Source organism: Pantoea sp. SYBGC1, from assembly GCF_057197005.1.
Genome location: NZ_JBXUNM010000002.1, coordinates 201128 through 227163, shown reverse-complemented (window position 1 = coordinate 227163; position 26036 = coordinate 201128). Strand labels below are relative to the sequence as shown.

Annotated in this window: 29 protein-coding genes; 12 read left to right on the top strand and 17 right to left on the bottom strand. The window is 54.1% G+C overall.

What is annotated here, in order from left to right; translation table 11 throughout:
* Positions 1 to 126 precede the first annotated feature (126 nt).
* On the bottom strand, positions 127 to 546 hold the full coding sequence (locus AC2CF9_RS06575) for an ASCH domain-containing protein (RefSeq protein WP_150016763.1): 420 nt from the start codon (positions 544 to 546) through the stop codon (positions 127 to 129).
* 121 nt (positions 547 to 667) lie between these two features.
* Between AC2CF9_RS06575 and AC2CF9_RS06570 the strand changes: the two genes are divergently transcribed.
* Complete coding sequence (locus AC2CF9_RS06570; protein ID WP_150016764.1) at positions 668 to 1120, top strand: acyltransferase; 453 nt, start codon at positions 668 to 670, stop codon at positions 1118 to 1120.
* Between the two features lie 145 nt (positions 1121 to 1265).
* On the opposite strand, the gene AC2CF9_RS06565 is transcribed toward AC2CF9_RS06570, so the two are convergent.
* A complete protein-coding gene (locus tag AC2CF9_RS06565; RefSeq protein ID WP_484556558.1) occupies positions 1266 to 1682 on the bottom strand; it encodes a type II toxin-antitoxin system YafO family toxin in 417 nt (138 codons plus the stop codon).
* On the bottom strand, positions 1673 to 2200 hold the full coding sequence (locus AC2CF9_RS06560) for a hypothetical protein (protein WP_484556557.1): 528 nt from the start codon (positions 2198 to 2200) through the stop codon (positions 1673 to 1675). The genes AC2CF9_RS06565 and AC2CF9_RS06560 overlap by 10 nt, the downstream gene beginning before the upstream one ends.
* A gap of 776 nt (positions 2201 to 2976) precedes the next feature.
* On the opposite strand from AC2CF9_RS06560, the gene AC2CF9_RS06555 reads away from it, so the two are divergent.
* Positions 2977 to 3987: a Gfo/Idh/MocA family oxidoreductase gene (locus tag AC2CF9_RS06555; RefSeq protein WP_150017024.1), complete on the top strand. Its 1011-nt coding sequence runs from the start codon at positions 2977 to 2979 to the stop codon at positions 3985 to 3987.
* A gap of 74 nt (positions 3988 to 4061) precedes the next feature.
* On the opposite strand, the gene AC2CF9_RS06550 is transcribed toward AC2CF9_RS06555, so the two are convergent.
* The 5 genes from AC2CF9_RS06550 to AC2CF9_RS06530 all read right to left on the bottom strand — a co-directional run bounded on the left by AC2CF9_RS06550 (position 4062) and on the right by AC2CF9_RS06530 (position 8624).
* On the bottom strand, positions 4062 to 5093 hold the full coding sequence (locus tag AC2CF9_RS06550) for a Gfo/Idh/MocA family protein (protein ID WP_484556556.1): 1032 nt from the start codon (positions 5091 to 5093) through the stop codon (positions 4062 to 4064).
* A 12-nt stretch (positions 5094 to 5105) separates the two neighbouring features.
* A complete protein-coding gene (locus AC2CF9_RS06545; protein WP_150017026.1) occupies positions 5106 to 6293 on the bottom strand; it encodes a Gfo/Idh/MocA family protein in 1188 nt (395 codons plus the stop codon).
* Complete coding sequence (gene iolE, locus AC2CF9_RS06540; RefSeq protein WP_484556644.1) at positions 6290 to 7210, bottom strand: myo-inosose-2 dehydratase; 921 nt, start codon at positions 7208 to 7210, stop codon at positions 6290 to 6292. Before iolE ends, AC2CF9_RS06545 begins: the two co-directional genes overlap by 4 nt.
* A 288-nt stretch (positions 7211 to 7498) precedes the next feature.
* Positions 7499 to 7936: a VOC family protein gene (locus tag AC2CF9_RS06535; protein WP_484556555.1), complete on the bottom strand. Its 438-nt coding sequence runs from the start codon at positions 7934 to 7936 to the stop codon at positions 7499 to 7501.
* A 79-nt stretch (positions 7937 to 8015) separates the two neighbouring features.
* Positions 8016 to 8624, bottom strand: coding sequence for a helix-turn-helix domain-containing protein (locus tag AC2CF9_RS06530; RefSeq protein WP_150017029.1), 609 nt, complete (start codon positions 8622 to 8624; stop codon positions 8016 to 8018).
* A gap of 43 nt (positions 8625 to 8667) precedes the next feature.
* Here AC2CF9_RS06530 and AC2CF9_RS06525 point away from each other — a divergent pair, with 43 nt between their 5' ends.
* A complete protein-coding gene (locus AC2CF9_RS06525) occupies positions 8668 to 9363 on the top strand; it encodes a B3/B4 domain-containing protein (RefSeq protein WP_484556554.1) in 696 nt (231 codons plus the stop codon).
* Between the two features lie 689 nt (positions 9364 to 10052).
* On the opposite strand, the gene AC2CF9_RS06520 is transcribed toward AC2CF9_RS06525, so the two are convergent.
* From AC2CF9_RS06520 to AC2CF9_RS06510, 3 genes are all read right to left on the bottom strand, one after another.
* Positions 10053 to 10418: a type II toxin-antitoxin system PemK/MazF family toxin gene (locus AC2CF9_RS06520; protein WP_150017031.1), complete on the bottom strand. Its 366-nt coding sequence runs from the start codon at positions 10416 to 10418 to the stop codon at positions 10053 to 10055.
* Positions 10418 to 10690, bottom strand: a complete 273-nt coding sequence (locus AC2CF9_RS06515) for an AbrB/MazE/SpoVT family DNA-binding domain-containing protein (protein ID WP_484556553.1) — start codon at positions 10688 to 10690, stop codon at positions 10418 to 10420. The genes AC2CF9_RS06520 and AC2CF9_RS06515 overlap by 1 nt, the downstream gene beginning before the upstream one ends.
* Positions 10691 to 11398: 708 nt before the next feature.
* A complete protein-coding gene (locus AC2CF9_RS06510; protein ID WP_484556643.1) occupies positions 11399 to 11941 on the bottom strand; it encodes an isochorismatase family protein in 543 nt (180 codons plus the stop codon).
* A 453-nt stretch (positions 11942 to 12394) separates the two neighbouring features.
* On the opposite strand from AC2CF9_RS06510, the gene AC2CF9_RS06505 reads away from it, so the two are divergent.
* Complete coding sequence (locus AC2CF9_RS06505) at positions 12395 to 13075, top strand: DUF2268 domain-containing putative Zn-dependent protease (protein ID WP_484556552.1); 681 nt, start codon at positions 12395 to 12397, stop codon at positions 13073 to 13075.
* Positions 13076 to 13204: 129 nt separating this feature from the next.
* Here the strand turns inward: AC2CF9_RS06505 and AC2CF9_RS06500 are convergent, their stop codons facing one another.
* Both AC2CF9_RS06500 and AC2CF9_RS06495 read right to left on the bottom strand, forming a co-directional pair.
* On the bottom strand, positions 13205 to 13588 hold the full coding sequence (locus AC2CF9_RS06500; protein ID WP_484556551.1) for a VOC family protein: 384 nt from the start codon (positions 13586 to 13588) through the stop codon (positions 13205 to 13207).
* Positions 13585 to 14748 (bottom strand): MFS transporter, encoded by a 1164-nt coding sequence (locus AC2CF9_RS06495; RefSeq protein ID WP_484556550.1) that lies wholly within the window; start codon positions 14746 to 14748, stop codon positions 13585 to 13587. The genes AC2CF9_RS06500 and AC2CF9_RS06495 overlap by 4 nt, the downstream gene beginning before the upstream one ends.
* Before the next feature lie 132 nt (positions 14749 to 14880).
* Here AC2CF9_RS06495 and AC2CF9_RS06490 point away from each other — a divergent pair, with 132 nt between their 5' ends.
* From AC2CF9_RS06490 to AC2CF9_RS06480, 3 genes are all read left to right on the top strand, one after another.
* Positions 14881 to 15651 (top strand): DeoR/GlpR family DNA-binding transcription regulator, encoded by a 771-nt coding sequence (locus AC2CF9_RS06490; RefSeq protein ID WP_484556549.1) that lies wholly within the window; start codon positions 14881 to 14883, stop codon positions 15649 to 15651.
* Between the two features lie 154 nt (positions 15652 to 15805).
* Complete coding sequence (locus AC2CF9_RS06485; protein WP_484556548.1) at positions 15806 to 16486, top strand: hypothetical protein; 681 nt, start codon at positions 15806 to 15808, stop codon at positions 16484 to 16486.
* A gap of 27 nt (positions 16487 to 16513) precedes the next feature.
* A complete protein-coding gene (locus AC2CF9_RS06480; RefSeq protein ID WP_484556547.1) occupies positions 16514 to 17473 on the top strand; it encodes a sensor domain-containing diguanylate cyclase in 960 nt (319 codons plus the stop codon).
* A 24-nt stretch (positions 17474 to 17497) separates the two neighbouring features.
* Here AC2CF9_RS06480 and AC2CF9_RS06475 read toward each other — a convergent pair whose 3' ends face one another.
* On the bottom strand, positions 17498 to 17761 hold the full coding sequence (locus AC2CF9_RS06475) for a DUF2798 domain-containing protein (protein ID WP_040113687.1): 264 nt from the start codon (positions 17759 to 17761) through the stop codon (positions 17498 to 17500).
* A 123-nt stretch (positions 17762 to 17884) separates the two neighbouring features.
* Here AC2CF9_RS06475 and AC2CF9_RS06470 point away from each other — a divergent pair, with 123 nt between their 5' ends.
* Entirely contained in the window at positions 17885 to 18820 is a 936-nt protein-coding gene (locus AC2CF9_RS06470) for a LysR family transcriptional regulator (protein ID WP_484556642.1), read from the top strand.
* On the opposite strand, the gene AC2CF9_RS06465 is transcribed toward AC2CF9_RS06470, so the two are convergent.
* On the bottom strand, positions 18817 to 19992 hold the full coding sequence (locus tag AC2CF9_RS06465) for an MFS transporter (protein WP_484556546.1): 1176 nt from the start codon (positions 19990 to 19992) through the stop codon (positions 18817 to 18819). The genes AC2CF9_RS06470 and AC2CF9_RS06465 overlap by 4 nt on opposite strands.
* A gap of 131 nt (positions 19993 to 20123) precedes the next feature.
* On the opposite strand from AC2CF9_RS06465, the gene AC2CF9_RS06460 reads away from it, so the two are divergent.
* The 3 genes from AC2CF9_RS06460 (at position 20124) to ahr (ending at position 22666) form a co-directional block, all read left to right on the top strand.
* Positions 20124 to 21002 (top strand): LysR family transcriptional regulator, encoded by an 879-nt coding sequence (locus AC2CF9_RS06460; RefSeq protein WP_150017041.1) that lies wholly within the window; start codon positions 20124 to 20126, stop codon positions 21000 to 21002.
* A 74-nt stretch (positions 21003 to 21076) separates the two neighbouring features.
* Complete coding sequence (locus AC2CF9_RS06455) at positions 21077 to 21463, top strand: cupin domain-containing protein (RefSeq protein ID WP_150017042.1); 387 nt, start codon at positions 21077 to 21079, stop codon at positions 21461 to 21463.
* A 186-nt stretch (positions 21464 to 21649) separates the two neighbouring features.
* Positions 21650 to 22666, top strand: coding sequence for an NADPH-dependent aldehyde reductase Ahr (gene ahr, locus AC2CF9_RS06450; protein ID WP_484556545.1), 1017 nt, complete (start codon positions 21650 to 21652; stop codon positions 22664 to 22666).
* A 38-nt stretch (positions 22667 to 22704) separates the two neighbouring features.
* On the opposite strand, the gene AC2CF9_RS06445 is transcribed toward ahr, so the two are convergent.
* Together AC2CF9_RS06445 and AC2CF9_RS06440 are read right to left on the bottom strand one after the other, a co-directional pair.
* Entirely contained in the window at positions 22705 to 24435 is a 1731-nt protein-coding gene (locus AC2CF9_RS06445) for a DUF2534 family protein (protein ID WP_484556544.1), read from the bottom strand.
* Positions 24436 to 24509: 74 nt separating this feature from the next.
* Positions 24510 to 24908, bottom strand: coding sequence for a DUF2946 domain-containing protein (locus tag AC2CF9_RS06440; RefSeq protein WP_484556543.1), 399 nt, complete (start codon positions 24906 to 24908; stop codon positions 24510 to 24512).
* A 186-nt stretch (positions 24909 to 25094) separates the two neighbouring features.
* Between AC2CF9_RS06440 and AC2CF9_RS06435 the strand changes: the two genes are divergently transcribed.
* Positions 25095 to 26036, top strand: a complete 942-nt coding sequence (locus tag AC2CF9_RS06435; protein WP_484556542.1) for a D-2-hydroxyacid dehydrogenase — start codon at positions 25095 to 25097, stop codon at positions 26034 to 26036.

The following is a 26036-nucleotide window of genomic DNA, read 5'->3' as shown; positions in this document are numbered from 1 at the left end:
GGTTCGTAGCCAGGATGCTATGTCTGATATGGCGGAACTTTCCGGTCGCTCTCTTGTTGACGTCAGCCTCTCTTTTATAGCGGGCCCTGACTCTGCGTCACTCCGCTTTGTGTCAGGAGCGGACAGTTACAAAATCTCTGTAAGTTCAAATTCCTCAAAGACAAGCTCCATTTCTTCAGAATAAGTGCCTTCACGCTCAAAATAACGCTTATGACCTTCATTCCAGTACTCCAGACTTAAATCACCTTCACCTTCCTTACTGGCGAGCTCACTCGTCACTTCATTGAAGCGGATAACCTGCATCCTGAGCGTTCTGATCACGCACATTGGCTGTCCGGCTCCGTTAAGAATGATATTATAACTTCCTACGCAGGGAGCTTCGCCTCGTTCATGTTCATGCTGAAAAGATGCTATCGAAGAGCATGTCGCTGTTTTACTGCCACTCAAAACCAGTTGTACGAGTTCGTCAGCAAGTTCCGGGCTGTCGCCAAATTGCCACGCTAGTGCACCGGGGTAAATTTTTTTTAATTCTTCGAGCTTTGTCATTTTCAGCCTTTATTAATTTAATACGCTTAAAGAAGTTACCTATTTCCCTTCAAGTTACATGGTGACGATAAAAATTGTGCAAGCTTTTAGCCGAATCATCTCAGGTAAGGACACAGTTTATATGAAGGTTATTGAAAGTGGCATTCGTGACGTAAAACAAGGCGAAAATGTGAAAGTCATCACGCCGGTAAACATCTATGAGTGTGAACTGGGCGATGATGTTTTTGTAGGGCCATTTGTAGAGATACAAAAGGGATGCGTTATAGGCGACAGAACCCGGGTACAGTCACACACGTTTATCTGTGAGAACGTTACCCTGGGTAAGGATTGTTTTATAGGTCATGGCGTAACCTTTGCTAACGACTTGTTTAAGAGTGGCGCTCCTGATGCTTCAGCAGAAAGCTGGATACATATCGTATTAGGTAACGCGGTAACCGTGGGGAGCGGGGCAACGATCTTAACTACGGACATTTGCAGTGGTGCAGTGATTGGTGCCGGTAGCGTGGTTACAAAGCCTGTGCTGGTAAAAGGCGTGTATGCGGGTAATCCCGCCAGACTTTTAAGAAAGCTCTAATCAGATACTCTGCAAGTTGCCAGCCTGAAATCCTGGCAATCTGAGACCGTTAAAGTCCGCTTTTCGCTCATAGCGGACCTTACATCCGGTTATTCCGCTTAGTGCCAGAAGCGGATTTGTTCTGATTCAGAAAATTCAAGCTTGTTCAGGAGGCATGAAATCCTTCAGCAACATCTGAAAAGTATTTGAGCAATCGAGTGTCTCTGGCAGGCATACGTGCATGAGCGGGTGTAATCAGGCCCATAAGTAAAAACCGGCCGCTATCCCACATATGCTCGGTATAAACGAGATAGTGATCAGAGGTTCGGTTATAGTTTTCCTGCCTGGCATTCCAGGTCAGCCGATAGTGCAGGTTGACGTGGATATGCTGAACGTTCGCATTAACCGCGAACGGTGGAAAGTCAAAAGGTGCATCCCGACCAAGCATGTTTGAAGGCGCGCCAGTTGATTTATAAGTAATGAATTCGGCCTTAAACTGCTCTTCAAGGTCAGGGTAAACGGCGAACGTGGGCTGAAAAAATTCATCCCATGTAATCTGGCTGTATTCAGCCGTTAATGCCATTTAGCAGCGGCCTTATTGCCCGAGTCCAGCAGATGGTTCATGGCTAACAGGCTGACGTCTGAATTACGCACATCGGTTGTGCGAATAAGCTGGTCTATAAGGCCGAGGTAATTTTTGGTCGCAATGCTGACCATTTTGATGGCCTTAACAAACGCAAGCTCTGCAGAGTCTTTGTCGTAAGATAGGATAATGTCTTTTTCGGGCAGCATCAGGACGAAGGATTCAGCAATACCGGCGACATGAACAGTCTGACTCTGGATTCCTTTAGCTGTTTTAACTGCGCCTTCAAAATCGTTATCAGCATAACGGGAAAGTTCGACGCGGCTCTCGCGCAGTTCACTGGCCAGGGCATTAAGCACGACGGTCAGATCTTCGATGTCGGTTTTATTGACTCTGGCACCCATCTCGAAAACCCGCTCCACAATCGTAGGCTGGCACGCAACCGCTTTAGGTTGCGGCTGGATACTGGCAAGTACCAGTGCCACCGCTGCTTGTAAATGCTGGATTTTAAATTTCACGACAGACTCCATTATCGTCAGTTCACGACGAGGCGCGGTATTCTACTACTGAACCTGACTATAAGCTAAAAATAGTTTGTTGCATATGCGCTACGTTAGTCAAAGCGAGACAGACAGAAGGACTGACCTGCTACCCGTCCGGCCTGCAGCCAGTCAATGAGCGCGAGCGGGTCATTTGTGGCATAACGCCCCCTCGGGCGTAGACTTATCTGAACGCCATTTGGCGATGTCAGATTACAGATGTTATCTGGCTGAATGTCATACTCCAGCCAGTCAAACTTTTCGATTACGCTGATTCCGGGGTAGCCTCCAGGCAGCTGAGCACTGACATGAGCCATAGTAGGTAAGATGGAATGAGTTTTCTGTCATTTTTGATAATCACTTTCAAATTCTGGCCCAGGCGCTTAGCAGGAATGTAATGTTCAGCGACTTAAAAACTCTGACGCTTATGAATGAAAGGTCCGCTTCTCACTCACAGCGGACCTTACATCCAGTTATTCCGCTTTGTGCCAGAAGTGAATATTTACCGCAAACTGCCTGCATAAAAATAATCTACCAGACGCTAATAAAAACTCTCCTGCGTATAGAGCATAAAGGAAACTTTGCCACTGGTATATTCCTCAGGTGTTTCACCACGTTCATCTCAAGAGTCAGTATTTTCATCAGGGTTCCCGCTGAGGTAATTCCCTCAAAACATGTATTTCTCAGGATAGGCGGGCAGGCTAATTTGGCAACGTCTTTATCGCTGAACGTAGACCTTCAGACAGGAAATCACCATGACGCAGAAAAAACGCTTTGCCCTGATTGGCTGTGGTTTTATCGGACAGGTACATGCTGCAAATCTCGTGGCTCATCCGGAGGTTGAGCTTGCGATGCTGGCCGACATTGACACGGATCGGGCCGCCGCACTGGCCGGGCAGATGAAATGCACGGCGGGCGAAGTCAGCGCCGCCATTAACAGTGACAATATAGATGCCGTGCTGATTGCCAGCGCAACGCCGTCACACGCTGAACTGCTTGAAGCGGCTGCGCGGGCAGGTAAGGCCGTCTATTGTGAAAAGCCGATCGATTTGTCGCTGGCAAGAGCGATCCGCGTTGCTGAAAACGTGCTGCCTCTGAAGACAAACATTACGATAGGTTTCAATCGCCGTTTTGACATCAGCCACCAGCAGTTAAAGCGTCAGCTGGAACAGGGTGCTGTCGGACGTCCTGAGTTAATTCAGATGGTCTGCCGTGCGTCAGAGCTTCCACCGCTCAGCTATCTCAGATCTTCCGGCGGTCAGATGCGTGACCAGGCAATTCATTTTTTCGACCTGCTGCGCTGGCTGACGGCCGACGACGTTATTTCAGTAGGTGCAATGGGTGCAGCGCTGGCCATGCCGGCTATCAGCGAGTTTGACGATGTGGATACGTCGGTGCTGATTATGCAGATGCAGCAGGGATCGTTTGCGCAGCTCGATAATACGCGTCGCACGGGCTACGGTTATGACGAAAGGATCAGCGTTATGGGTGCAAAAGGACTGGCAGAGTCAGGTTCTCAGAGCCCGCCGGGTATGACGCTTTTTCAGGGAAAGGCGATTATCAGGCAGGGACTTTATGCGGACTGGTTCAGTCGGGTGCAGGGTACTTATTATCAGCATCTTGACGCTTTTGTGCGCTCTCTTAACGGGGAAGCGGTGGCTGATTTACCCGGACTGCTGGATGGGATCCAGGCGCAGGCGATCGCAGAAGCCGCGACGAAATCCCTGGCTACCGGGATGTTCTGCCCGGTCGATAACGTATTCTGACAACGCTCCGGGGCCAGTTCCGTGAGGGTTTGGCCCCGGAAGCTACGGATACTCAGGTCCTTATTTCACAGATATTAGCGCTCTTCGTTGAAAACGATACCCAGCTGCTTCCTCACCGTATCCATCGCGGTCAGAGTCATAAGTACGGCGGACAAAGGGCGAACAGGGGAGTCGTTTAATCCCTGTCCCACGCACCATGCAAAATGCCGGATCTCATGACAGAGCTGCGTGTAGCGGTTGGCGGGTTCTTCCCAGCACAGCGTATGGCCGCCCTGGCTTGAGGTCAGGACAAAACCGCCGGGCGCATAAAACTGTCCCGCCAGAACCAGAGTGGCATCGCGGCCGGCAATCACCGCACTTCCAGGCGTATTACTGAACAGAGTTGTGTTCAGTACCGAATGCATGCCGCGGGCATGTTCGAACAACATAGAAGCCTGTCCGTTAACATTTCCTTCTGCTGGCTGTCCGCTGGACTGGATGCGGACAGGCGCACCTGCCACCATCACGCTCAGCGAAACCAGATAGCTGCCCAGATCCAGCATCGGACCGCCGGCCAGATCGGCATTGAAGATGCGGTGATCCTGCGTAAAAAACTCACCGTGATCGGCAGTCAGGGTATGAAGATCACCCAGAATGCCGTCGGTTAAAAGCTGCCGCAGCACATCATATTTTGGTGCGAAATCACACCACATGCCCTCCATACACAGCAGGCCTTTTTGACGGGCGCGCGTCTGCAGGGCTTCTGCTTCCCTGGCATTCAGCGCCAGAGGTTTTTCAATCAGCACATGTTTGCCCGCATTCAGTGCTTTCATGCCATCCGGATAGTGATGGTTATGCGGGGTGGCGATGTAGATGGCATCCAGATCATTCATTGCCAGCATTTCATCAGCACTGCTGAAGGCTGCCGGAATGGCCCAGCGATCGGCGAATGTTTGTGCTTTGGCTCTGTTTCTTGCTGCTACAGCAACCAGCTGCTGTCCGGTGTGCTCCTTCAGCGCGCGGGCAAAGTGTTCAGCGATCCAGCCTGGGCCAATAATGCCCCAGCGCAATACGGGTATCGACTTTTCAGCGGGCAGCCGCGGAGCGGGCAGGGAAGAGGGAAACATAGTGATTCCTTTTTAAGTATGGTCCTGGCGGTTGCCTGCTACAGCAACCCACTGACGGGAGATGATAGATTGCTCGATAGCGGTCAGAACCTGCTGATTCTGCAGGCCAAATGCAAAGTTCGGATAACAGTCGCCGTCGCCGCAGATCCCCTGCACCAGGTCATGAACCTCAATCACTTTGACATCAAAATAGCCGAGCCCGCCGCCGCCAAAATCGAATCCGAAAAAGCCTGAATAGGCCGGGATCTGGCTGCCGGCATAGAGAGTCTTGAAGCCCCTGTCATGTTTATCATCGCTGAAGCGATAAACCTGCAGCTCATTGAAACGTTCGCCGTCCATATAAAGGGTGCCCTCTGTACCGGAGATTTCCCAGAACACCCCAAAAATGCGACCGGCAGCGAGGCGTGAAGCTTCAATCACGCCGCTGGCCCCGCTTTCAAAGCTGACGAGACACTGAACCTGGTCGTCGTTTTCAACCTCTCGCCATTCTGCCTGGTCATCAATCCGGCTGGCGTAACCGGCGTCTACCTGCGGAACCGGACGCTGCCGCAGCCAGGTCTGTGCGCTGGCCGTTACCTCGCTGATCTCACCCATGAGAAACTGCGCGACGGAAAGGGTGTGGGCCCCCAGATCGCCCAGGGATCCGCTGCCGCCCAGCTTTTTAGAACAGCGCCACGACCAGGGCAGTTCCGGGTCATTATAAAAACCCTGATCAAAGGTGCCTCGAAAGCGGATTGGCGTGCCGATATCGCCGCGCTCGATAATCTGTTTCGCCAGCAGCGCCGCGGGCGTTTTGATATTATTGAAGGCCACCATCGTTTTGACGCCTGCCTGCTCTGCTGCAAGAGTCATCTGCAGCGCCTCTTCAGTGCTGACGGCCAGTGGTTTTTCGCAGTAAACGTGCTTACCTGCCGCAATTGCGGCCAGCGCCATCTCATAGTGCAGATGATTGGGGGAGGTGATATCGACCACGTCAACCTGCGGATCGTTAATCAGATTGTGCCAGTCTCCGTATGCCTTATCAGCCCCAAAGCGCACGGCATTAGCATCAGCTAAAGCCTGGTTTTGATCGGCCAGTGCATAGAGATGAGGGCGCTTTGGCAGGCCGGGATAGATCATTGCCGCACGGCGGTAAGCATCAGCATGCGCCTGCCCCATGAAGCCCGAGCCGATTAAACCAATGTTGAGTCTGTCTTTCATTGAGCAATTTCCTCTGTTGAGAGGGACTGTGAAAAAGTGCTTTTTACCCAGTGAAACGCCCGGGAAACGGCAGCAAACGGCTCTTCTTTTTGCGGATCCTGTTCGGCCTCTACTATCAGCCAGCCCTGATAATCTGAACGCGCAATAAAATCAGTCAGCGGAGAGTAATCAATGCATCCCTCGCCCGGCACCGTGAAGAGTCCCGCGCGTACTGCATCATTGAAGCTGAGGTCGTTTTTCCGGACGCGATGTAGCACCTCCGCGCGGACATCCTTCAGGTGGATATGCACGATACGATGGCCAAACCGTTCTGTTATCTGAGCCAGGTCAACACCTGCGGCAAAAGCGTGCCCGGAATCAAGAACAAGACCAACGCTGTCAGTGGTTTTTGTCAGAAACTCATCCAGTTCATGATGCTGTTCAACCAGCATCATCAGATGATGATGGTAGGCCAGTTTCAGGCCAAATCTGTCCATCAGAACATTGGCAAACTCGCTGACTTTGCGGGCATATTCATCAGTATCCAGGCAGCACAGAGCCGGAGAAAGAGAAAGAGGCTCGTCCAGCGGATAGCTGCCAGGCATACAGCCGCATTCGCCGTAAACCATAACGTCTGCTCCTGATGCTTTGAGAAGCCCGGCGTGTGATTCTACGGCCGCGATTTCATCAGCAACGCTGCGCTCGGCGAGGAAGCCGCTGTGCCAGCCCGAAGCGAGCTCAAGCCCCGCCTCATGCAGTAGCGGGGCTAACTCCGTGTGGGTTCGGGGAAATTTTCTGCCCAGCTCAATCCCCTGATAACCGGCAGAGGCAGCCTGTGTCAGGCAGGTTTCAAGTGAAATAGCGTTGCCCAGATCGGGCAGAACATCGTTGGTCCAGCTTAACGGGCTTACACCTAATCGAATACGAGAACTCATCAGGACACACCTCCTTACAGGTCAGTCTGTGAGCACTATAAGGAAGGCGTAAGCAAAACCGATATCGGTTCAATGAGGTAAAACCCTCAACTGAAGAAAATAGTGAATCTCTCTGTTTCAGCGTGTGATTGCCAGAATTAACTTTATAAATAACCCATCCTGCGGATTAATTTTCAGACTGACAGACCCGGCACATCAAGCACTCCAGAGATGACAGGCGATGCACAAGAATTGTTCGGAAGCTGGCCGCAATAACGGTTAATGCCGCGCGCATGGTCCGGAATATGCCTTTCAGTGACCGTGATCCATCAACTCCAGCGTCTGTCCATCGGGGCTTTGTAGATATACTACTCTGGTTCCCTGCATGGGGCCTGATAAGATTGTCTGCGGTTTACCGGGTGTTTTCCAGCCATACTCCGAAACTCTCCGCAAAAGCGTATCAAGGTCATCAACTATAAATGCAAGGTGAGCATAGCCAGGGATATAGGGTGCTGAAGGTTCTTCTGGCTGTTTGATGTTATCGTATTGCAGTAATTCAATTTTGAAACCGGCCAGTTCAAGCAACGCCATTCGTACATCAGCGCCCCTTGCGCCTGTCACTTCATCAATGATCGGCCCGGACATTTTCCCCTGGCGTAACAACTCCCCGCCGAGAATCTGAGTCCAGAAGAACAGGGACTCTTCAATGTTTCTGACTGAAAAACCGACGTGATCCGCTCTTTTTATCATGAAAGTACCTGCTGAATTTTAATAATAAGGACCAAACTATCTGAAATCTCACTTTGGGACTCCACGGCAAAAGCGGACATCATCTGGCAGACTGCTTTTCGTGTACAGTCATGATAAAAACCAGGGGATCTTCCTCCCGGTTTTCATAAAAATGAGGAACATCTGTTCTGGCAGTCGCCGAACAACCGGCTCTTAAAAGATATTGATGGTCCTGTACCCCAAGCGTGAGTGAACCCGCCTGAACATAAAAAAGTTCAAGCGTTCCTGCTGTATGGCCGGAGGAGTCAAACCTTTCACCCGGTTGCATTTCCCACATCCAGAGTTCTGTCATATCAGGGCCGCCAGATCCAGCGAGCAATTTTGCGCTGCCGCCTTTTTCTCCTTTCCACAGTTCCGGTATTTCATCTGATGAAATCAGGCGGACTGCCGGTTTTGAGCTGACATCCACAAAGTCAGCCACTGAAACGCCCATCGCGGCAGACAGCCGGCATAGCAGGGCGATACTGGGATTGGCTCTGCATCCCTCTATCTCAACCAGCGTTCCCTTGCTCACACCGGCCCGGCGGGAGAGTTCATCAAGAGACATTTTTTTTTGCTGACGATACACCTTAATCCGCTGAGATACGGCTCCATTAACGGTATCGGCGATAGCATTAGCGTCGGTCAGTAAATTGACTTTTTCGGTCATCGGTCATTATCATGATGTAAATTGGTCATTAAAGGATTATCCCGTGTTAAAAGTATCTCCGTCAATTGCTCCCGATATTTATCGCATTGCACCTGGATTTCGGGCATTGAGTATCGTCGTGCAAGCCGCACCGGTGATAAATCCTGGTGCAGGAGAAGCTGCGCTACAGGATGCATGTAAAGCAGTTCTGGCGGGTCAGCCAGAATGGGCGGAATCTCATCTGGCCGCCTGGGGGGAAGTTTTCCAGAAATTTGGCGCTAAGCCCAAGCGTACGCCGTGTTCAGCTGATGCCTTGCGTAAGCGCGTATTGCGCGACGGTACAATGCCGGCGCTCGACCCCATTGTTGATCTCTATAATGCTGTCAGTCTTCGTTATGCTGTGCCGGTGGGTGGCGAAAATATCTCTGCCTATCAGGGAGCACCATGCCTGACTGTGGCAAAAGGAACAGAACCTTTTGATACGCTTAAAGAAGGCGAGACCACCATTGAATATCCTTCGCAGGGTGAGGTGATATGGTGTGATGAGGTCGGTGTGACCTGCCGACGCTGGAACTGGCGCCAGGGGATCAGAACTCGCCTGGGTGTCGAAGCACAGCAGATGTGGTTCATCCTTGAGAGTCTTCCCCAGATGCCGCTGGTGATGCTTCACGAAGCCGGGAAGATGCTGACAGACGGCCTGGAAAAAATGATGCCCGGTGTAGAGTTCGAGGCCTCTCTCATCCAGGAAGTACATCAGTAACACCCTTCAGGAGAGGCATGTATGTTTACCGGCCTGACGACGTTTTCATTAACCCCGTCTACCACCAGCAACGTGGATGAAAAGAGGGCAGGCGCCTCCTTTTTCCACATGTCTGTATCGGTTTGCATTTATGATAATTCCGGCACTACCCATTTCACCTTTACGGATAAACTACACGCTTGCCTCTCATGCCGCAGACCAGTCAGAGGCAACGCTCTGCCTGAATGAAAAACTTTACGATAAACGTATAAAGCACGCTTCTCGCTCATAGCGGACGCTAAGCAGGCTGCTGAGGCTAACTTTGCCGTTGCCATCAGACCCTGGCCGGCAGGCCCGGAACGCTTCGCGATCCGGCGGAGCTTACCGGCTCAGCCGGTTAGCGGAGTGGGGCTGACGACCCGGCAGCGCCGGGGAGCCGGGAGAGCCATCAGGCTGTTAATGCCGTTGACCTTCAGAGAGCAGAAGTCGGAGAAACAGCTGCAGCACAGAAAAGGGACTAACAGTAGCAGTAAGCAGAGAGAGAAGACCGTAAGGCAGCGTCCCGGAGAGAAAAAGCGCAGCCGAAGGGAGAGAGATGGTGCGTCAGCACCGTCTTTTCCCGGCCCGCAGGGCCGCCCGCTTTTCAGGCGGGCAGGTATAATATGCGTTCATAAAAAAGCCCCTTCCGGGGCTGGCTAGCTCAGCGATATTTAACGTGGATCAATAAGATCAACCACCAGGGACAGTATCTCATCCATTACATGTGGCTCAACCGTGGCGGCATAGCTTGCCCTCCGCGCTGTCAGATCGAGTGAGCGCAACTGGTAACACAATGCCACGCCAGTCACTTTCCCTGTATCCGTGCTATTGCCATCCAGGTACACAGTCACGCCCTGCGAGCGTGACGCGCCGCCGCCGCTTGTCACTGGGACACAAACTGCCGTTCCCAGCGCCGCAACCAGCACGCGCTGCGAGATAACCAGATAGTAATGCGGCCCTTTAAATTCGCGCCCTTCCACCGGATCGCCATTAACGTGCCAGATTTCTCCTTTCTGCGGTACTCTCCTTGAAACCATCAGATAAGTTCCCTGCCCTGCGGCACATCGTTCAGGCCGTCAGCGGTTTCTTCGTTGTAATCCTGAATTTCCTGCTGATCGATACCGGCCAGCAGTTGCGCCACGGTGCGACGACCGCGCGGCACACGCGCAACCGGCACAATGTTCACTGATTCGCCCTCTGCGGTTACGTCCAGCTCAATGCCAACCGTCCAGCCCGCTCTTGCCGCGATGTCGCTTGGAATAGTCACCACGACGGCCCCGCCCTGCTGACGAAGTCTTGTTGATGCCATATGTCCTCCGGTGTGTGACTTAGTAACACACACTTTACCACAGAGTGATACTAAATCACACCTTGCAGCTGTTTTTTTAATCATTTCTTCGTTCGCAATTTAGACTTTCATAAAGGGCGATCTGCTGCCTGTACCACAGTAATTCAGGCCACAGCCAGACAGATAACGCCCTTTTCATCAAGTATCGGGCGCTTTCAAGCGGGTTAGGCTTACCGCTCAGCGGATCATTGCCGTTTTCACTCCACGTCTGCCAGGCCAGGCATTTCAACACTGCCAGCGTGGCGCTGACGCCTGTGGCTTCGGCCGACATTTCGGCGCTGAAGCGTCTGAACAGGATCTGAAAATGTTTTTTGCCCTTGAACCCCGGAACGGCACACCACGGTGCCGGGCCGGTCCTCAGCGGCCACGTCTTTTTGTGGCCAGTGAATGCGCGGGCGAAAGCCCGCTCCAGGGATTGACCTGGCCGTAAGCCATCAGACCCTGGCCGGCAGGCCCGAACTCAGGAGGGATTCGACGGAACTTACCGGCACAGCCGGTTAGCGGAGTGGGGCTGACAACCCGGCAGCGCCGGGGAGCCGGAGGGAGCTATCAGCTTTTTGATACTGACGTCCGCTTTTCGCTCATAGCGGACACTGGCCGATAGATCGGATTATTCTATACGTTAAGCGTAGTGTCTTCAGCCGCCCTGCGGGCGGCTACAGTTAATACTCATTTCCCGATAACGTTCCAGTCGGCCGCAGTGGATAGCGTAACAAACGGGCCAGCCAGCGTGACATTATGATGGCTGACGATCTCTTTAGCTGACAGGCAGCAGTTATCCATTGTTGTATGCGCATCTGAAATCAGCACTGTCCTGAATCCGCGTTCCGACGCTGCACGGCAGGTCGTGTCCACACAAAATTCTGTTTTCATCCCGGCGATAACCAGTTCCCTGATACCTCGCTGGCTGAGCTGATGCTGCAGGTCCATATTCTGAAAACAGCTGGGATGCTTTTTAATAAACACGACATCACGTTCGGCGTGCACGTTCATTTCAGGTATAAGCCGGGTTAACGGCCCCTGCTCTGAGAAAGGGGAGTCATCAGGTCCGGTATGGCGCGCAAAAAAGATGGGTACCTGAGCCCGGCTGGCTTTTTCAATCAGCAGACAGATATTCGAGAGTACAGACGCCGCGGAATAGGGGGAAACCGGCCCGCGAAAAAGCCCGTGCTGCATATCGATAATTAAAAGCGCATTTTCAGAAATCATAATATATCTCCATTCGGTAAGTTATGAACGGAGAGATCGTTTTCCCCGTCCGGTCTGGCGGGGAGTCAAAGTCTGTTTTGTCAGGTGCCAGTCACAGATGCGCTCACGCCGCCGAAGGTGCCGGTGGTTGTGACGGTGGTTGTTGACTGAACTGACTTAATCATCGCCTGGTTTTCGCTTATAAGTTGGTGGCAGTAAGAGGAAACATAATAACTTAAAAAAGCTGTTTTCTGGTTTCAACACCATAACTCACCTGTTACAACAGATATGTCCGTTGACTGATATCGTTTTTTTCCTGTGAAATCCAGGCCAGATAATGCACGGTAATATGACTTCCGTTTTTCACATAAGGCCACCTGATAATGTCTGATATAGCATCACTGCGTAAAAGGCGGGCTTTGCGTCAGAAGCAGACAGCGCGATCTGCAATGGTGCATCAGGATATTCGCTGTATGTTTGCTGGCAGGCGGATATATACTCTCGTTTTTGGATGGTGCTGACATGCCTCACATAACCCTGCATATTCTGAATGCCCAGAAAAAACTCACCGCTCACCGTGAATGGCTTCAGGCCAGCCTGACCGCTACCTATGAAAAAGCTCAGCGGCTGATGCCGGTTCCTTCGCTGGATGTGGTGGTTAAAGCCGGAAAGTTTGTGATCCCTGAAAAAGGGCATACGGGTTTTTGTCCTGAGCCAGGCGTTATCTATTTAACGGTCGATCCTGAAAACCCGGCATTCTGTAAAAATGAAGCGCACTCGCTTGAGCGAATGTTTGCTCATGAACTGCACCATGCGGCCAGATGGGCAGGGCCTGGATATGGCTCAACGTTAGGGGAAGCTATCGTTTCTGAAGGGCTTGCCGGACACTTTTCTCTCGAGCTTTTAGGCGGTAAACCTGAACTCTGGGAAAGCCTCAACTCAGATATTATGCAATCCTTTGTCCGGCAACTGCATGACAGCTGGCATCGCACCGATTACGATCACAATGCCTGGTTTTACGGAACCGGCGATTTACCAAAGTGGCTGGGATACACCGCAGGCTTTGAGCTGATTTCCAGATATCTGGCAGCCTCTCCGCATCTGAAAGCTTCAGCGCTGGCAGATATTAGCGTTGAGGAGTTAAGGATGTACATTTAAAAAATATCCGTGTCCTGTTTATTCAGAACGTCCGCTTTGCAGGGAAAAACGGACGTTCTGGTTTTGACAATAAAAAAGGTAATGCGGCTGAAGTATAAGCCGGTTATTACTCACAAAAATTCAATAAATTTAACCCAAAATTTCAATAAGGTTGCTATCAGGATCCCTGATGATAGCTTCATAATAACCATCACCTGTGAGGCGAGCCGGACTCACTAAAATTCCATTTTCAGATGCTTTAATAACCATTTCATCCACCCGATGGCGGGAGCCAACGTCGATAGCAACATGAGCCCAGCCGGTAAGCTCTGCACCGTGTTGTCCCTCTGCTATACCCTTCAGGTTCATTAGCTCAATAGTGGGTCCTTCACTTAAGCTGATAAAATAAGAAGAAAAACCGGGCCGGTTTTTGCTGATATATAACTCATTAGGCGTTCCGCCAAAATAGTCTCGCCAGAATATTTTTTGTGCTTCAATATCTCCCGTCCATAAAGCTAAATGTGAAATTTTCATTTATTCGCTCCTGGGGAATTTTTCCGGCTAAGGTTGAGTGTGAATGATATTGCACTAACAAACAGCATTAAAGCTGTAATTACTGAGAAAGCCAGCGCAAGAGAACTAAAATGAGCGACAAAACCGATAATAGCAGGCCCACTTAATACGCCCATATAACCCATCGTCGTTATTGCCGGAACAGCTACGGATTGAGGAATAACGCTCTGCTGACCCACGGCCGAAAACATCACCGGGACAATATTTGCACACCCTGCGCCGATTAGAACATAGCCAAATAGCGACAGGTACCATGATGGTATGAACGTAATCAGAGCCAGCCCAATAGCCGCAGTCAGCGATCCGCCCACAACGACAGCTAATTGACCAAGATATTTTACCACCCGATCCCCTGTGAGCCGGACCGCTGTCATGGCAATAGCAAAGCAGGTATATCCAAGCCCACCCAATGATTCAGGCATGTCTCTTACCTGTGTCAGATAGATTGCGCTCCAGTCAAGAACAGTGCCTTCAGTCAGGAACACTAATAAACAGACCATTCCCAGCGTCAGAACAACGCCGTGAGGTACAGCAAATGCCGGTCCTTCTTTAGGGTTAGCAAAAGTCAGCAAACCCGGATAGCTCAGTAAAGCTAAAACAATCACAATGAGTACGATGAAGAGGGTAGCAGTAACAACACTAAGATCCGCAGACAGAAGCAAGGTCATCAAACCTGCACCAGCAATACCGCCAAAACTGTACATGCCGTGAAAACCGGACATCAGCGGAGCAGGCGCCTCTTTTTCCACCAGGATCGCCTGAATATTCATGGCGCAGTCTGTCACGCCCAGGCCTGTGCCAAAAAACAGCAGCACAACGCCCAGAAGCAACGGATTGTTAATCATAGCCAGCAGAGGTGTGCTGACAATAACTAATGCGATAGCCGCCACAATAACGCTGCGACAACCAAAGCGGCTGGTCAGTAAGCCTGTTACTGGCATGGCAATCAAAGCACCCAACCCAAGACACAACAGCAAAGAGCCTAGCGTCGCTTCATTTACACCGGTATTAATACGTGCATAGGGCACCAGAACAGCCCATGTCGCTGTAATAAACCCGGCAATGAAAAAAGTTAGCCGGGTAGCCCGGCTGGGAGAGATTCGGTATAACTTTTGATTCATTATGTTCCTCATTGTGAAATCTGATGGTGTCAGATACATGGCATGCTGCCGGCAGGACATACATTGACAATGTACAGCGTCTGCACGATCATGCTCAATGTGGCTCTTTATTGAGAATTACAGAGGTGATTATTGCTCGATTATGCAGCTTTTCCCGATCGGCGACAAGACTTTATCAGGCAAATATTGCGCGATAACGGAAGAGTCGTGTGTGCTGAACTCGCCCGGGAAATCGGGGTTTCAGAGCATACTATCCGGCGTGATCTTCATGAATTAAGTAAAGAAGGGGTTTGCAAAAAGGTTTATGGGGGAGCGGTGCTGCTGCTCCCTGATGCAGGAAGCCTCTCCCTGCGAAAAGAGCAACACCTGTCAAGAAAAGACATAATCGCGCAGAAATGTGCAAGTCTGATTGTTGAGGGCAGCTGTATTTTTATCGATGCAGGCAGTACTAATCTGGCAATAACTAAGTTTATACCTATAGAGTTAGCCATAACGATAGTTACGAATGCACCTGATGTCGCAGCAGCGCTATTGAAGCACCCTAATGCAGAAGTCATTATGCTGGGCGGGCGTATTCAAAAAGTAAGCGGCGGTTGTGCAGGAAATACGGCAATAGCGCAATTGAAAAACATCATGTTCGACCAGGCCTTTATCGGCGGGTGTGCAATGAGCGCGGAAGCCGGATTGACTGGTTTTGAGTATGAAGATTGCGAATTTAAAAAAGCAGCAATAGCCCGGAGTGAGCAGATTATCGTCGGACTGACAGCAGAAAAGATACCTGGCGTTGCAAGATTTTTAGTTGCCAGCTGTGAGGAGATAGATATTTTGGTTATTGAGGGGGAAAGCGCTGAAGCGACCGGTATAAACCTCCTGTCGGAACATATGAAAATTTTATCTGTCTGATTTTAGTGCATTTATTCTGCGTGCTATAAGAACCGACAAAGGTGATGTCTGAGTATACAAAGTCAGCAATCCGCCAGGCCCAGGTCATTAGTCGTTGTTTCTGACAAATATATGACCACAAGCCGATGCTTAAATTAATGCCTGAAGGGTTGCCATGAACACAATAAGTCTGCAAAACAGATATCACGCTGTAAATAACAATACTGCGGCAGTGTGGGCGGAAAATGCAGGTATCGGGAAGGTCAGGAAGGAAAACTACTACGATCCGATCCGGCTCGCGCTGGCAACGGGCATACGGCCCTCTGTGACCTCAGATATTTCACGTCTTATTACGCAATTCACTCAGCTCACCGCAGGTGACCGGCTTGCCGATACGTTGCCCGCCTGTGGTTTGCATTTTACTTTCTTACCTCTGACTCTGCCGCTCTATCACGCAGATGAGCCACTGCCAGCGAAAGTGGATCAGTTAATGGCTATCTGGCGTGAATTTGCAGCGGAAAAAGTGGTGATTACGCATCTGCGGCTGGTCGCGTTACCCGATCAGCTTTTGCTGGCGGGGATCCCGGCACATCCTGCGCTGGCGCTGCGCGAGCAGTTCTGTGCAAAGGTGCTCGATTCTCAGTGGAAAAATGAACTCCTGATGCGCCATGCCGGCAGAGCGCTGCCGGCTCCTTTCTGGCACAGCACGCTGCTGCGCTACGGGGCGGCGTTTTTACCTGAACCTGTGCGCGCGTTTTTCTTTAAGCATCAGGCCGCCACGTTCGGCGATGTAGCCGGGGAACTGACGCTGGTGAAAACTAACTACAACTGGACAGAGTGCTATCCCTTAAAATAGTCCAGGGCGAAAAGAGAAGAGGTTGCTATGAAATTGCCGGGAATGCCGGAAAATGAAGCTGTGCGGCTGAAGTCGCTCCACAAACTTGGCCTGCTGGATACGCAGGACGATGAGCGCTTTGAACGACTGACTCGCATTTCCCGCCGGCTGTTCCAGGTACCGATAGCGCTGATCAACCTTATCGATCGCGATCGTCAGTGGACGCTGGCGTGTCAGGGGATTAACGGTCGCGAGATGAAACGCGACATCTCTCTGTGTGCGCATGCCATTATGCTGGATGAGCCGCTGATTATCACAGACGCGCGCGAAGATGCGCGGTTTTATGATAATCCGCTGGTTACCGGCACGCCATTTATCCGTTTTTATGTGGGGTATCCGGTGCGGCTGCCCGATGGTGCCGTTGCCGGTACTTTGTGTCTGGCCAACAGCGAACCGCGCCGTTTTACCGGTGACGACATTGCCGCGATGAAAGATGTGGCGGCAATTGTCGAAGATGAATTTCAGGTCACGCAGATCGCGATGGTAGACAGCCTGACGGATATTCCCAACCGGCGCGGGTTTTATGCGATGGGAGAAAAGCGGTTTCAGCGACTGCAGCAGCAGGATCACGACTTTGCCATTCTCTATTTTGACCTCGACAAATTTAAGCCTATCAATGACCTGTGGGGGCATGCAGAAGGCGACAACGTGCTGAAAATCTTCGCTGCACTACTTTATCAGCAGCTCGGACCGGATGACATTGCAGGCCGTCTCGGCGGCGATGAGTTCGCTGTATTGCTGGCCCGGCAAAGCGATGCCAAAGCTTACCTGTGCCGGCTGCATGAGGCGCTGTCAGCGTGGAATCAGCAGGCGGCTAAACCCTACAATATCAACTACTCCTTCGGCATGATTGCCAGTGAGGCAGGCAGATATGCCTCGCTCGCGGAAATGATCGGCGAGAGCGACAGCGTGATGTATGCCGAAAAGCGTCGCAAAAGGCCGCGATAAACACGCGGCCAGTTGTGCCGGATCTCAATGGCCGTGCACGGTTAGCGCCACCAGCCGGATAACCACCGGACGTACAAGCAGAATGCAGACAAAGGCAGCTGGCATCGCCACCTGATAGGCATTCATCACATTTGTCATATAATGCGGGCCTGGACCAGACTCTGCCAGCGTAATAACCAGGCTCATCAGAAACGCCATAATGGTCGCCATGTACAGAGAAAATATATAAGGGGTAACCCGATGTGGCAGCCGTAAGCGCACGCCAGCTGACGCAATGGCTTTAATCATAAGATCTCTCCTGACCGGTAAGTTAAGAAACAGCGGCTACCTTACGGGTCTGTGCCGGACAAAAACAGCACAGCTGTGCTTTAATCATTGCTAAGTAATATTTACGAAAAGAGCGGGCCGCTGATGGATATGCTGGGGTTGATCGACAATTTTGTTCGCGTAGTGGAAAACGGCACTATTGCCGCTGCTGCCCGCGCCAGAGGAATGAGTGCTGCAGCCGTAAGCCAGAGCCTTGCCCGGCTCGAAACGCACCTCGGCGTGCGCCTGCTTTCGCGCACCACGCGCAGTATGGTTCTGACGGAAAGCGGTCAGCGTTATTACGCCAAAGTCCGCCATATTCCGGTTGATATTGCGCTTGCTGCGCAGGCTGCCGCTGTGGAAATCGGACCGCAGGGCCCGCTGCGCATCGCCACCACCGCGGCGTTTGGCCGCTACGTGGTTGCCCCTCTTATGCCGGCTTTTAATGAGATGTTCCCTGGAATCGACATAGAACTGATCGCTACCGATCGTGATGTCGATCACCGGCTGGAAAACATCGACGTCAGCCTGCGCATCGAGGCGCAGCTGAACGATCGGCTGGTGGCGCGAAAAATTGCATCCCTGCCGTTTATTTTCTGTGCGGCGCCCGCTTATCTCTCCCGTGCAGGTACTCCGCAACGCATTGATGAGCTGAGCGAGCACGCCTGTCTGGTGTTTCGTTATCCGACAGATGGCCGGTTTCTTCCCTGGAGTTTTAGCGCAGACGGGGAGATGGTTACCGCCCGGCTGAATCCCCGTTTTATCAGTGACGATATCGATATTATTGCCAGAATTGCCGTCAGCGGTGGCGGAATCGCACGGCTGGCAAGCTTTGTCGCCCGGCCGCTGATCGCCAGCGGCCAGCTAATCCCGCTGTTTACTGACGACAAGCAGGCGATTCAGTCGCTGCCGATGATCATTTACGCCTGTGTCAGTGAGCGTTCCGCCCTGAGCGCAAAAGTCAGGGCGTTTATTGATTACATTGCGGCGGCGGTTGCCACAGATGAAAAGATGTTATCCGCGCCGCTCCGGGGTGATTAGCGCGGAGCGCGCAGCCGCAGCAGAAACAGGCTGCTGACGAGCATCACTGCTGCTGCCATCAGCACCATCTTCTGCAGGCCGATAAGCTCAGCCAGGTGCCCTCCCGCCAGCGCACCGCTGCCGATGGCGGCGTTAAATATCGCGACATAGAGCGCAGAAGCGGGCTGCGCGGCCGTACCGGCGCTGCGCAACAGCCAGGTCTGCAGCCCGACGAATATCACCGCGATCCCGGTGCTCCAGAGTGCCAGCAGCAGCACGGTCAGGCCGTGCGGCAACGCGGCGATGCTGAGTGCGCCCAGCGCCAGCGCGCTTAACAGCAGCGCTGAAAGAATCAGGCTCCTGAGATGCCGATCGATTAGCTTTCCGGCGATGATATTGCCCGCTACGCTGGCGATGCCAGCCACCAGCAGCAGAGCGGAAACCGCAGCAGGGGCAATACCCTGTTTTAACGTCAGCATCGGATCGATATAGGTGAACGCGGCAAAGTGCGCGGTGATGATGGCCGCCGTTGCGCCAAACAGCGTCAGTAGCGTGCGATGACGAAAAATAGCCAGATAGTCGTTCAGTTTTAAGGGGGCAGGCGGCGTCAGAGCCGGAAGCGTGCGCCAGAGAACCACGGCGGCGGCCAGTGCAAGCAGCGCAATGGCACTGAACGCGCTGCGCCAGCCGGCAGCAGCAGCCATAAAACTGGCAAGCGGCACGCCCAGCACGCTGGCGGCTGAGACGCCGCCAAATATCACTGATGTCGCCAGTCCCAGCCTGCTGGCCGGTACCAGCCGGGCGGCAACGGTGCCAATCAGCGCCCAGAATACGCCATGGGCCAGCGCACCGGTAATGCGGGCGCTCATTAGCGCGGGCAGAGCGTAAGCACGTATCGCCATCAGACAGGAAGCCGCCAGAATCACCATTAATCCCACCAGCAGCGCCTTGCGCGGCGTACGTGCCGGCAGCATGCCGGAGCAGAGTGCAGCCAGCGCAGCGACCCAGCCATAGGCGGTAACGATCAGTCCGGTAGTGGCAGCAGGCTGGTGCAGATCGTTTGCCAGGGCATTCAGCATCCCTACCGGCGCCAGCTCGCTGGTGACGATAGTAAAAGCGCTGAGGCCGAGCGCGGCAATAGCAATCCAGTTACGTGCCGGCACAGCGTGCGGAGCAATAACGGTGTCATTCATGGTGCAATCTCCTTATGTTCAGATTCCGGAATTCTTATCCGGTTTAACTTCCCGGGGATGCGCAGTATCATCTGATCGAAAGCGGGAAAACAGTGCGGAGAATGGAAGGCTATTTTCCATAAATGGAAACTATGAAAAGTGAATTCTACTGGGATGACATCAGGATCTTTCTGGCAATCGCCCGCGCCGGAACGCTGAGCGGCGCTGCCAGTGCGCTGGAAACCGGCATCGCGACCGTCTCCAGAAAGCTGGACCGGCTTGAGCAGTCGCTGGGGCTGCCGCTGTTCAGCCGGCATCAGAGCGGATACCGGCTGACGGATGATGGCGAAGCGCTGCTGGAGCGGGCGGAGGCGCTGGAAGAGGCGGGGCGGGCGGTGACGGAAAAAGCGCAGCTGCAGGGAGCGGTGGCCGGACTGGTACGGCTGGCAACGTCGGATAATCTGGCCACCCATTTCATTCTGCCATCACTGCCTTCTCTGCTGCAGACGCATCCGGCGCTTCGGCTGGAGGTGCTGAGCGGGGTGCAGTCGGTCAATCTGCATCGCAGAGAGGCCGATCTGGCGATTCGTCTGGTTCGCCCTGAGGCGGGCAATCTGACTATCAGACGGCTGGGAACCCTGGGATTCGGCCTGTATACGGCCCCGTCATTACTGCACGCTTCAGCACCGTTTACCCTTAATGAAGCGCCCTGTATCGGCTGGTCTGAATCACACCAGCATCTGCCCGCCGCCCGCTGGATCAGGCGCGTGCTGCGCGGCAGGCCCTGCCGGCTGGAAGCCAACACGCTGACCGCGCAGGTTGCGGCGGTGACGGCCGGACTGGGCGTTGGCGTGTTGCCGCACTTTATGGCCAGAGCCAGCGGTTTGCATTGCCTGCAGCGTGACAGCAGTGCCGATCAGCCGCTGTGGCTGGTAATGCATGCCGATCTGGCAACCTCTGGTCGGGTACGCGCGGTGGCCGATCATCTTATCGGACTCTTCAGCGAATGCCGGGAGCAGCTTGAACGCTGAGCAACGTGCAGCGCGCGTCGGTAAGCGCAGCAATGTTCTACACTCCGGTAACGCGCAAAGTAACAGGAGAAAAGATGACGAACTCAAAAAACAGCGAAATCGTGCATGAACTGGTGTCCGAGAGCGGCACCGCATGGAACGGTCAGGCTTACGACTGCTATCCGTCAGGCAAACCACAGATTTCCGTTATGCGCATGTCGCTGCCGCCCCACAGTGAACTGCCGTGGCATACGCATCCCATGCCCAACACGGCTTACGTGCTGTCCGGCCAGCTGATTATTGAAGATAAAGAGAGCGGCAGGCGTCAGCATTTCAATGCCGGTGAAGCGCTGAATGAGACGGTTAACAGTGCGCATCGCGGCTATACCGCTGAGCAGGCGACCGAGCTGATTATTTTTTATGCCGGGGCAGAGGGGCAGTCGCTCTCCGAGTCGCTGCCGGGTGAAGAGCCGGAGTTTTAGCATAAATTCGGGTGGAGAGTGACCGGAGGCGTAACAGCGCCGCACTGCACCCGGTTCGCTTTAACCCTTAATGCTTTTTGCGCCCCGCAGCGTTTTTGATCGGGCTGGTTGCCTGGTTGCTCGCCTAAATCATCACGGCGCCTCTGCTAAACTTGCCGGGTCGCAACTAAAAAACAGAGGACTGGAATGAAAATCAAAAGCTATGCCGCGATGAAAGCGGGCGAAGCACTGGTGCCGCACGAATATGAAGCTGGTCCGCTGAGCGCGGAAGAGGTGATGGTCGAAGTGGACTACTGTGGCGTCTGCCACTCCGATCTCTCTATGATTGACAATGAGTGGGGCATCTCCTCTTTTCCGGTCATTGCCGGGCATGAAGTTATCGGCCGCATCAGCGAGCTGGGCGAGGCAGCGCAAAACAAAGGGCTGAAAGTGGGCCAGCGCGTGGGCATCGGCTGGACGGCGAAAAGCTGTCAGCACTGCGATGCCTGTATTAACGGCGAGCAGGTAAACTGCGAAAAAGGCTCTGTCCCGACCATTATGAACAAAGGCGGCTTCGCCAGCCATCTGCGTGCAGACTGGCAGTGGGTGATCCCGTTACCGGAATCGATTGATATCACGTCAGCCGGCCCGCTGCTCTGCGGTGGTATTACCGTATTCAAACCGCTGCTGATGCACAACATCAACGTTAACAGCCGCGTCGGCGTTATCGGGATTGGCGGCCTGGGCCATATGGCCATCAAACTGCTGCGCGCTATGGGTGCAGAGGTGACCGCGTTTAGTTCTAACGCCAGCAAAACTGAGTCTGTTAAAGCGATGGGCGCCGATCGCGTGGTCAATAGCCGCGATCCAAAAGCGCTGAAAGCGCTGGCAGGTCAGTTTGACCTGATTATCAGTACGGTTGCGGTCGATCTCGACTGGCAGCCCTATTTCCAGGCGCTGGCCCCGCACGGTAAGTTCCATACCGTCGGCGCAGTAATGAAGCCGTTCCCGGTTCCGGCATTTACCCTGATCATGGGCGATCGCGCGGTAACCGGCTCCTCTACCGGCTCGCCGGGTCAGCTGCGTACGCTGATGCGTCTCGCCGCGCGTACCGATATCGCGCCGCAGGTAGAAGAGTTCCCGATGTCAAAAATCAACGATGCGCTGGAGCATGTGCGCGCCGGTAAAGCGAACTACCGCGTCGTGCTGAAAGCTGATTTCTGATGCTGAGATGAAAAGAGGTGGCTGAGCCACCTCTTTTTTTACCCTTTGTTTGCTGAATCGTCCTGCTCTCCGAGGAAGAAGTACCAGAGCGGAATCGACATCAGTCCGGTAAATACCAGCGTGTAGAGCGTAATCATAAAGCCCTGCGTCAGATACATGGTCAGCGACCAGTGACTGAACGGAATACCATATTGATCGATCACGCCACCGATAATCGCATTACTCATTACCGTGCCGACAATCAGCGCCAGAATGAACAGGCCGCGCAGAAAATAGCGCATCTCTTTGCGTTTGACCGTAAAGCGGGCGCGAATAATGCCCAGCGGTGACTGTTGTGCAGCAAGAATCTCCGCTTCCGTCATTGGCGTACGCTGCTGCCTGCGCCAGCGCAGATAATCGATGGCTAAGAACAGCAACAGGCTGACACCCATCACCGGCAGCGCATACCCCAGCGCTACGGCCAGCAGCAGGCACAGCAGGCGCGCCGTGAGCGGCAGCGCCAGCCAGCTTGCCGTCAGCGTCTCAAGCGGGCTGGCGGCAGCCGAGGCGGGACGGCGCAGCCACCACATGCGGTAGCCCAGCACAATCATAGTGCAGAGGCCGAGACCAAAGAGAGCCAGCAGCAGCTGATTGGGCAGACCAAACAGCACGCCCATATGAGCATCCACGCCCCAGCGGGTCAGTTTTGCCACCAGCGGAAAGCGGGCAAATTCAGCGCGGTCTACAATCGCGAAACTGTGTGGATCTACCGACACCGCATCCACCTGAGTGGGCCAGCGGCGATCGATTTCCGTAACGGTCCAGGCGCTGCCGCTGTTTTTTGGCTGGCGCAGCTCCACTTTCGCTGCATCAATCCCGTTCGCGCGCGCGGCATTCAGCGCCTGATCCCAGTCAGCATCGGGCATATTGGCGGGCGCCGGTTTCATAATCGGCATGCCGGGTTTGCGCATCGCCGCCATATCGGTCACTGACATACTGTGATGATCGGCGTGCGGATCGGCGGGGGCGACCTCTGCATCCGGATCGAGTACCGTCCTGACCTGTGGCGTCAGCCAGTTCAGCTCACTGCGCATTTTATCGATGTTCGCGCCTGCCCACTGTGACCAGGTGAGGCCGGTCGCAGAGAAGAACAGCAAACCGAGCAGCAGCACCAGTCCCAGGGTGGCGTGCCAGTGGCGGCTGAAAGCTAACCCGCTGCGTGCCGGTTTAAGCCGGCGCTTCGGCCGGGTTGCCAGCCACAGCACCACGCCACCCAGCGCGGCGACCCAGAGCCAGCTTGCCGCCAGCTCGCTGTAGTTGCGTCCGGCATCGCCCAGCAGCAGGCTGCTGTGCAGCAAATCGAGCGTGGTGCGCAGCGGCAGTATGCCGCTCGTCCCGTAGACCGGCATATCTCCCTTTATCTGCAGGGTATAGGGATCGATAAACAGCGCGCGCGAGGTCGAGGCGCCCAGCGCCGGATCGCTGAACTGCACGCGGGTGGTCTCCTCTGCACCCGGTGCCGGTCGCACCGCGTAAATATGCGCATCTGCGCCAGCTCTGGCCCGCGCTGCACCGATCTGAGCCGACAGCGGCTGCGGTTCGCCAGCGGGTGTTACCGTCAGCGCATCGTGATAGACCAGCTGTTCGAGCTGAGGCGTGAGCACATAGAGCGTGCCGCTCAGCGCAGCAATAAAGATAAACGGCGCAACGAACAGGCCGATATAAAAATGCAGGCGGCGAAGCAGATTGAGCACCGCGCCGCGCGGTGCTGCAGAATTAACAGCAGACAAAAGCGTCTTCCTTCTGAAAGTAAACAACCGGGGCGACGGGCAGCATGCTGCGCCCGCGCCACGTTAAAGCGGATTCAGTTAAGAAGCAGGGAAGGCGGTCCGCGCGGATGGGGAATGGCCACCCGCCTGCGCACTACGGGTGCCGCGCGCCGCGGCAGCGGTGGCGCACGGGAGTGAAGCAGCATCAGCCAGATAAAGGGAATAAACACCCAAATCATCAGCGGCACATGCACCAGCAGATCGCAGTAGCCGCAGGCAAGCTCGCCGTCGTCCGCGTCATGATGCATCATGCCCGGCATGGCGTGCTCCATCATCTGATGATGATCCATCTCCATCATGGCCGGGGCAGGCTGCGAAACGCGCTGCTGCTCAATCAGGCTTTTTGACACCACCGGCGCAACAAACAGCAGCAGCACCGCCAGAATGGCGAGGCAGGCAGTGAGGCGCTGGCGAAGTGCAGGTAAAACCGTCATAACAGATAGCAGGTCACGTCAGAGAAGAGGCGGAATTGTAACGCGATTGCCGCTGCCGCGTTAAACAAACGCCGCCGGAGAGGGAAATAATTCGCATTTTTTGAAAAAGCTCACCCCGGACACAGTTTTTGTTAACCTTAATGCAACCTGATGAGAACAGTGCAGAAACAACAAAGCGGAGCGAAGATGAAAATAGTCATGCTGGATGGTGATACGCTGCCCGAACGGCCGGTGCAGCCAGAATGGTGCAGTGCATGGGTCTGGCGCGGACAGACCGCACCCGCGGAGATTGTGTCTGCCCTGCAGGGGGCGATGATAGCCATGACAAATAAAGTCCCGCTGCGCGCCGAAACGCTGCGGCAGCTGCCTGAACTGCGCTATATCTGCGTCACGGCTACCGGCTATGACTGTATCGACCTTGACGCCTGCCGGGCGCAGGGCATTGTGGTCAGCAACGTACCCGGCTACTCCACCCGCAGCGTGGCGGAGGGGGTAATCGCTGCGCTGTTTGCGCTGCGGCGACACCTGATAGATTACGCCATCAGCAGCCGCGACGCGTGGCCCGCTTCGCCGCATTTCTGTATTCATCGCGAGCCGCTGCAGGATGTTCAGGGTGCGGTGATGGGCGTGGTCGGCAAAGGCGATATTGGCAGCGCAGCCGGTGAGATGGCGCAGGCGCTGGGCATGACGGTGCTTTATGCTGAACGGCCGGGGGCGGCAGCCATCCGCGCGGGCTATACCGCCTTTGATGAGGTACTGGCGCGCAGCGACGTACTGACGCTGCACTGCCCGCTGACGCCGCAGACGCAGCAGATGATCAACCGGCAAACGCTGGCCGCGATGAAACCGGGCGCGTTACTGATCAACACCGCGCGCGGCGGACTGATTGAGGAGGAGGATCTGGCGGCCGCGCTGCGTCAGGGAACCCTCGGCGGCGCGGCGCTGGACGTGCTGAGCAGTGAGCCGCCACCCGCTACGCATCCGCTGCTGCAACCCGGCCTGCCCCGGCTGCTGCTGACGCCGCATATCGCCTGGGCAACCCGACAGGGCGTGGCGAATCTGCTGCGCGGCATTGAAGCCAACCTGGAGGCGTTTGCGCAGGATAAACCGCGCAATCAGGTGAGCTAA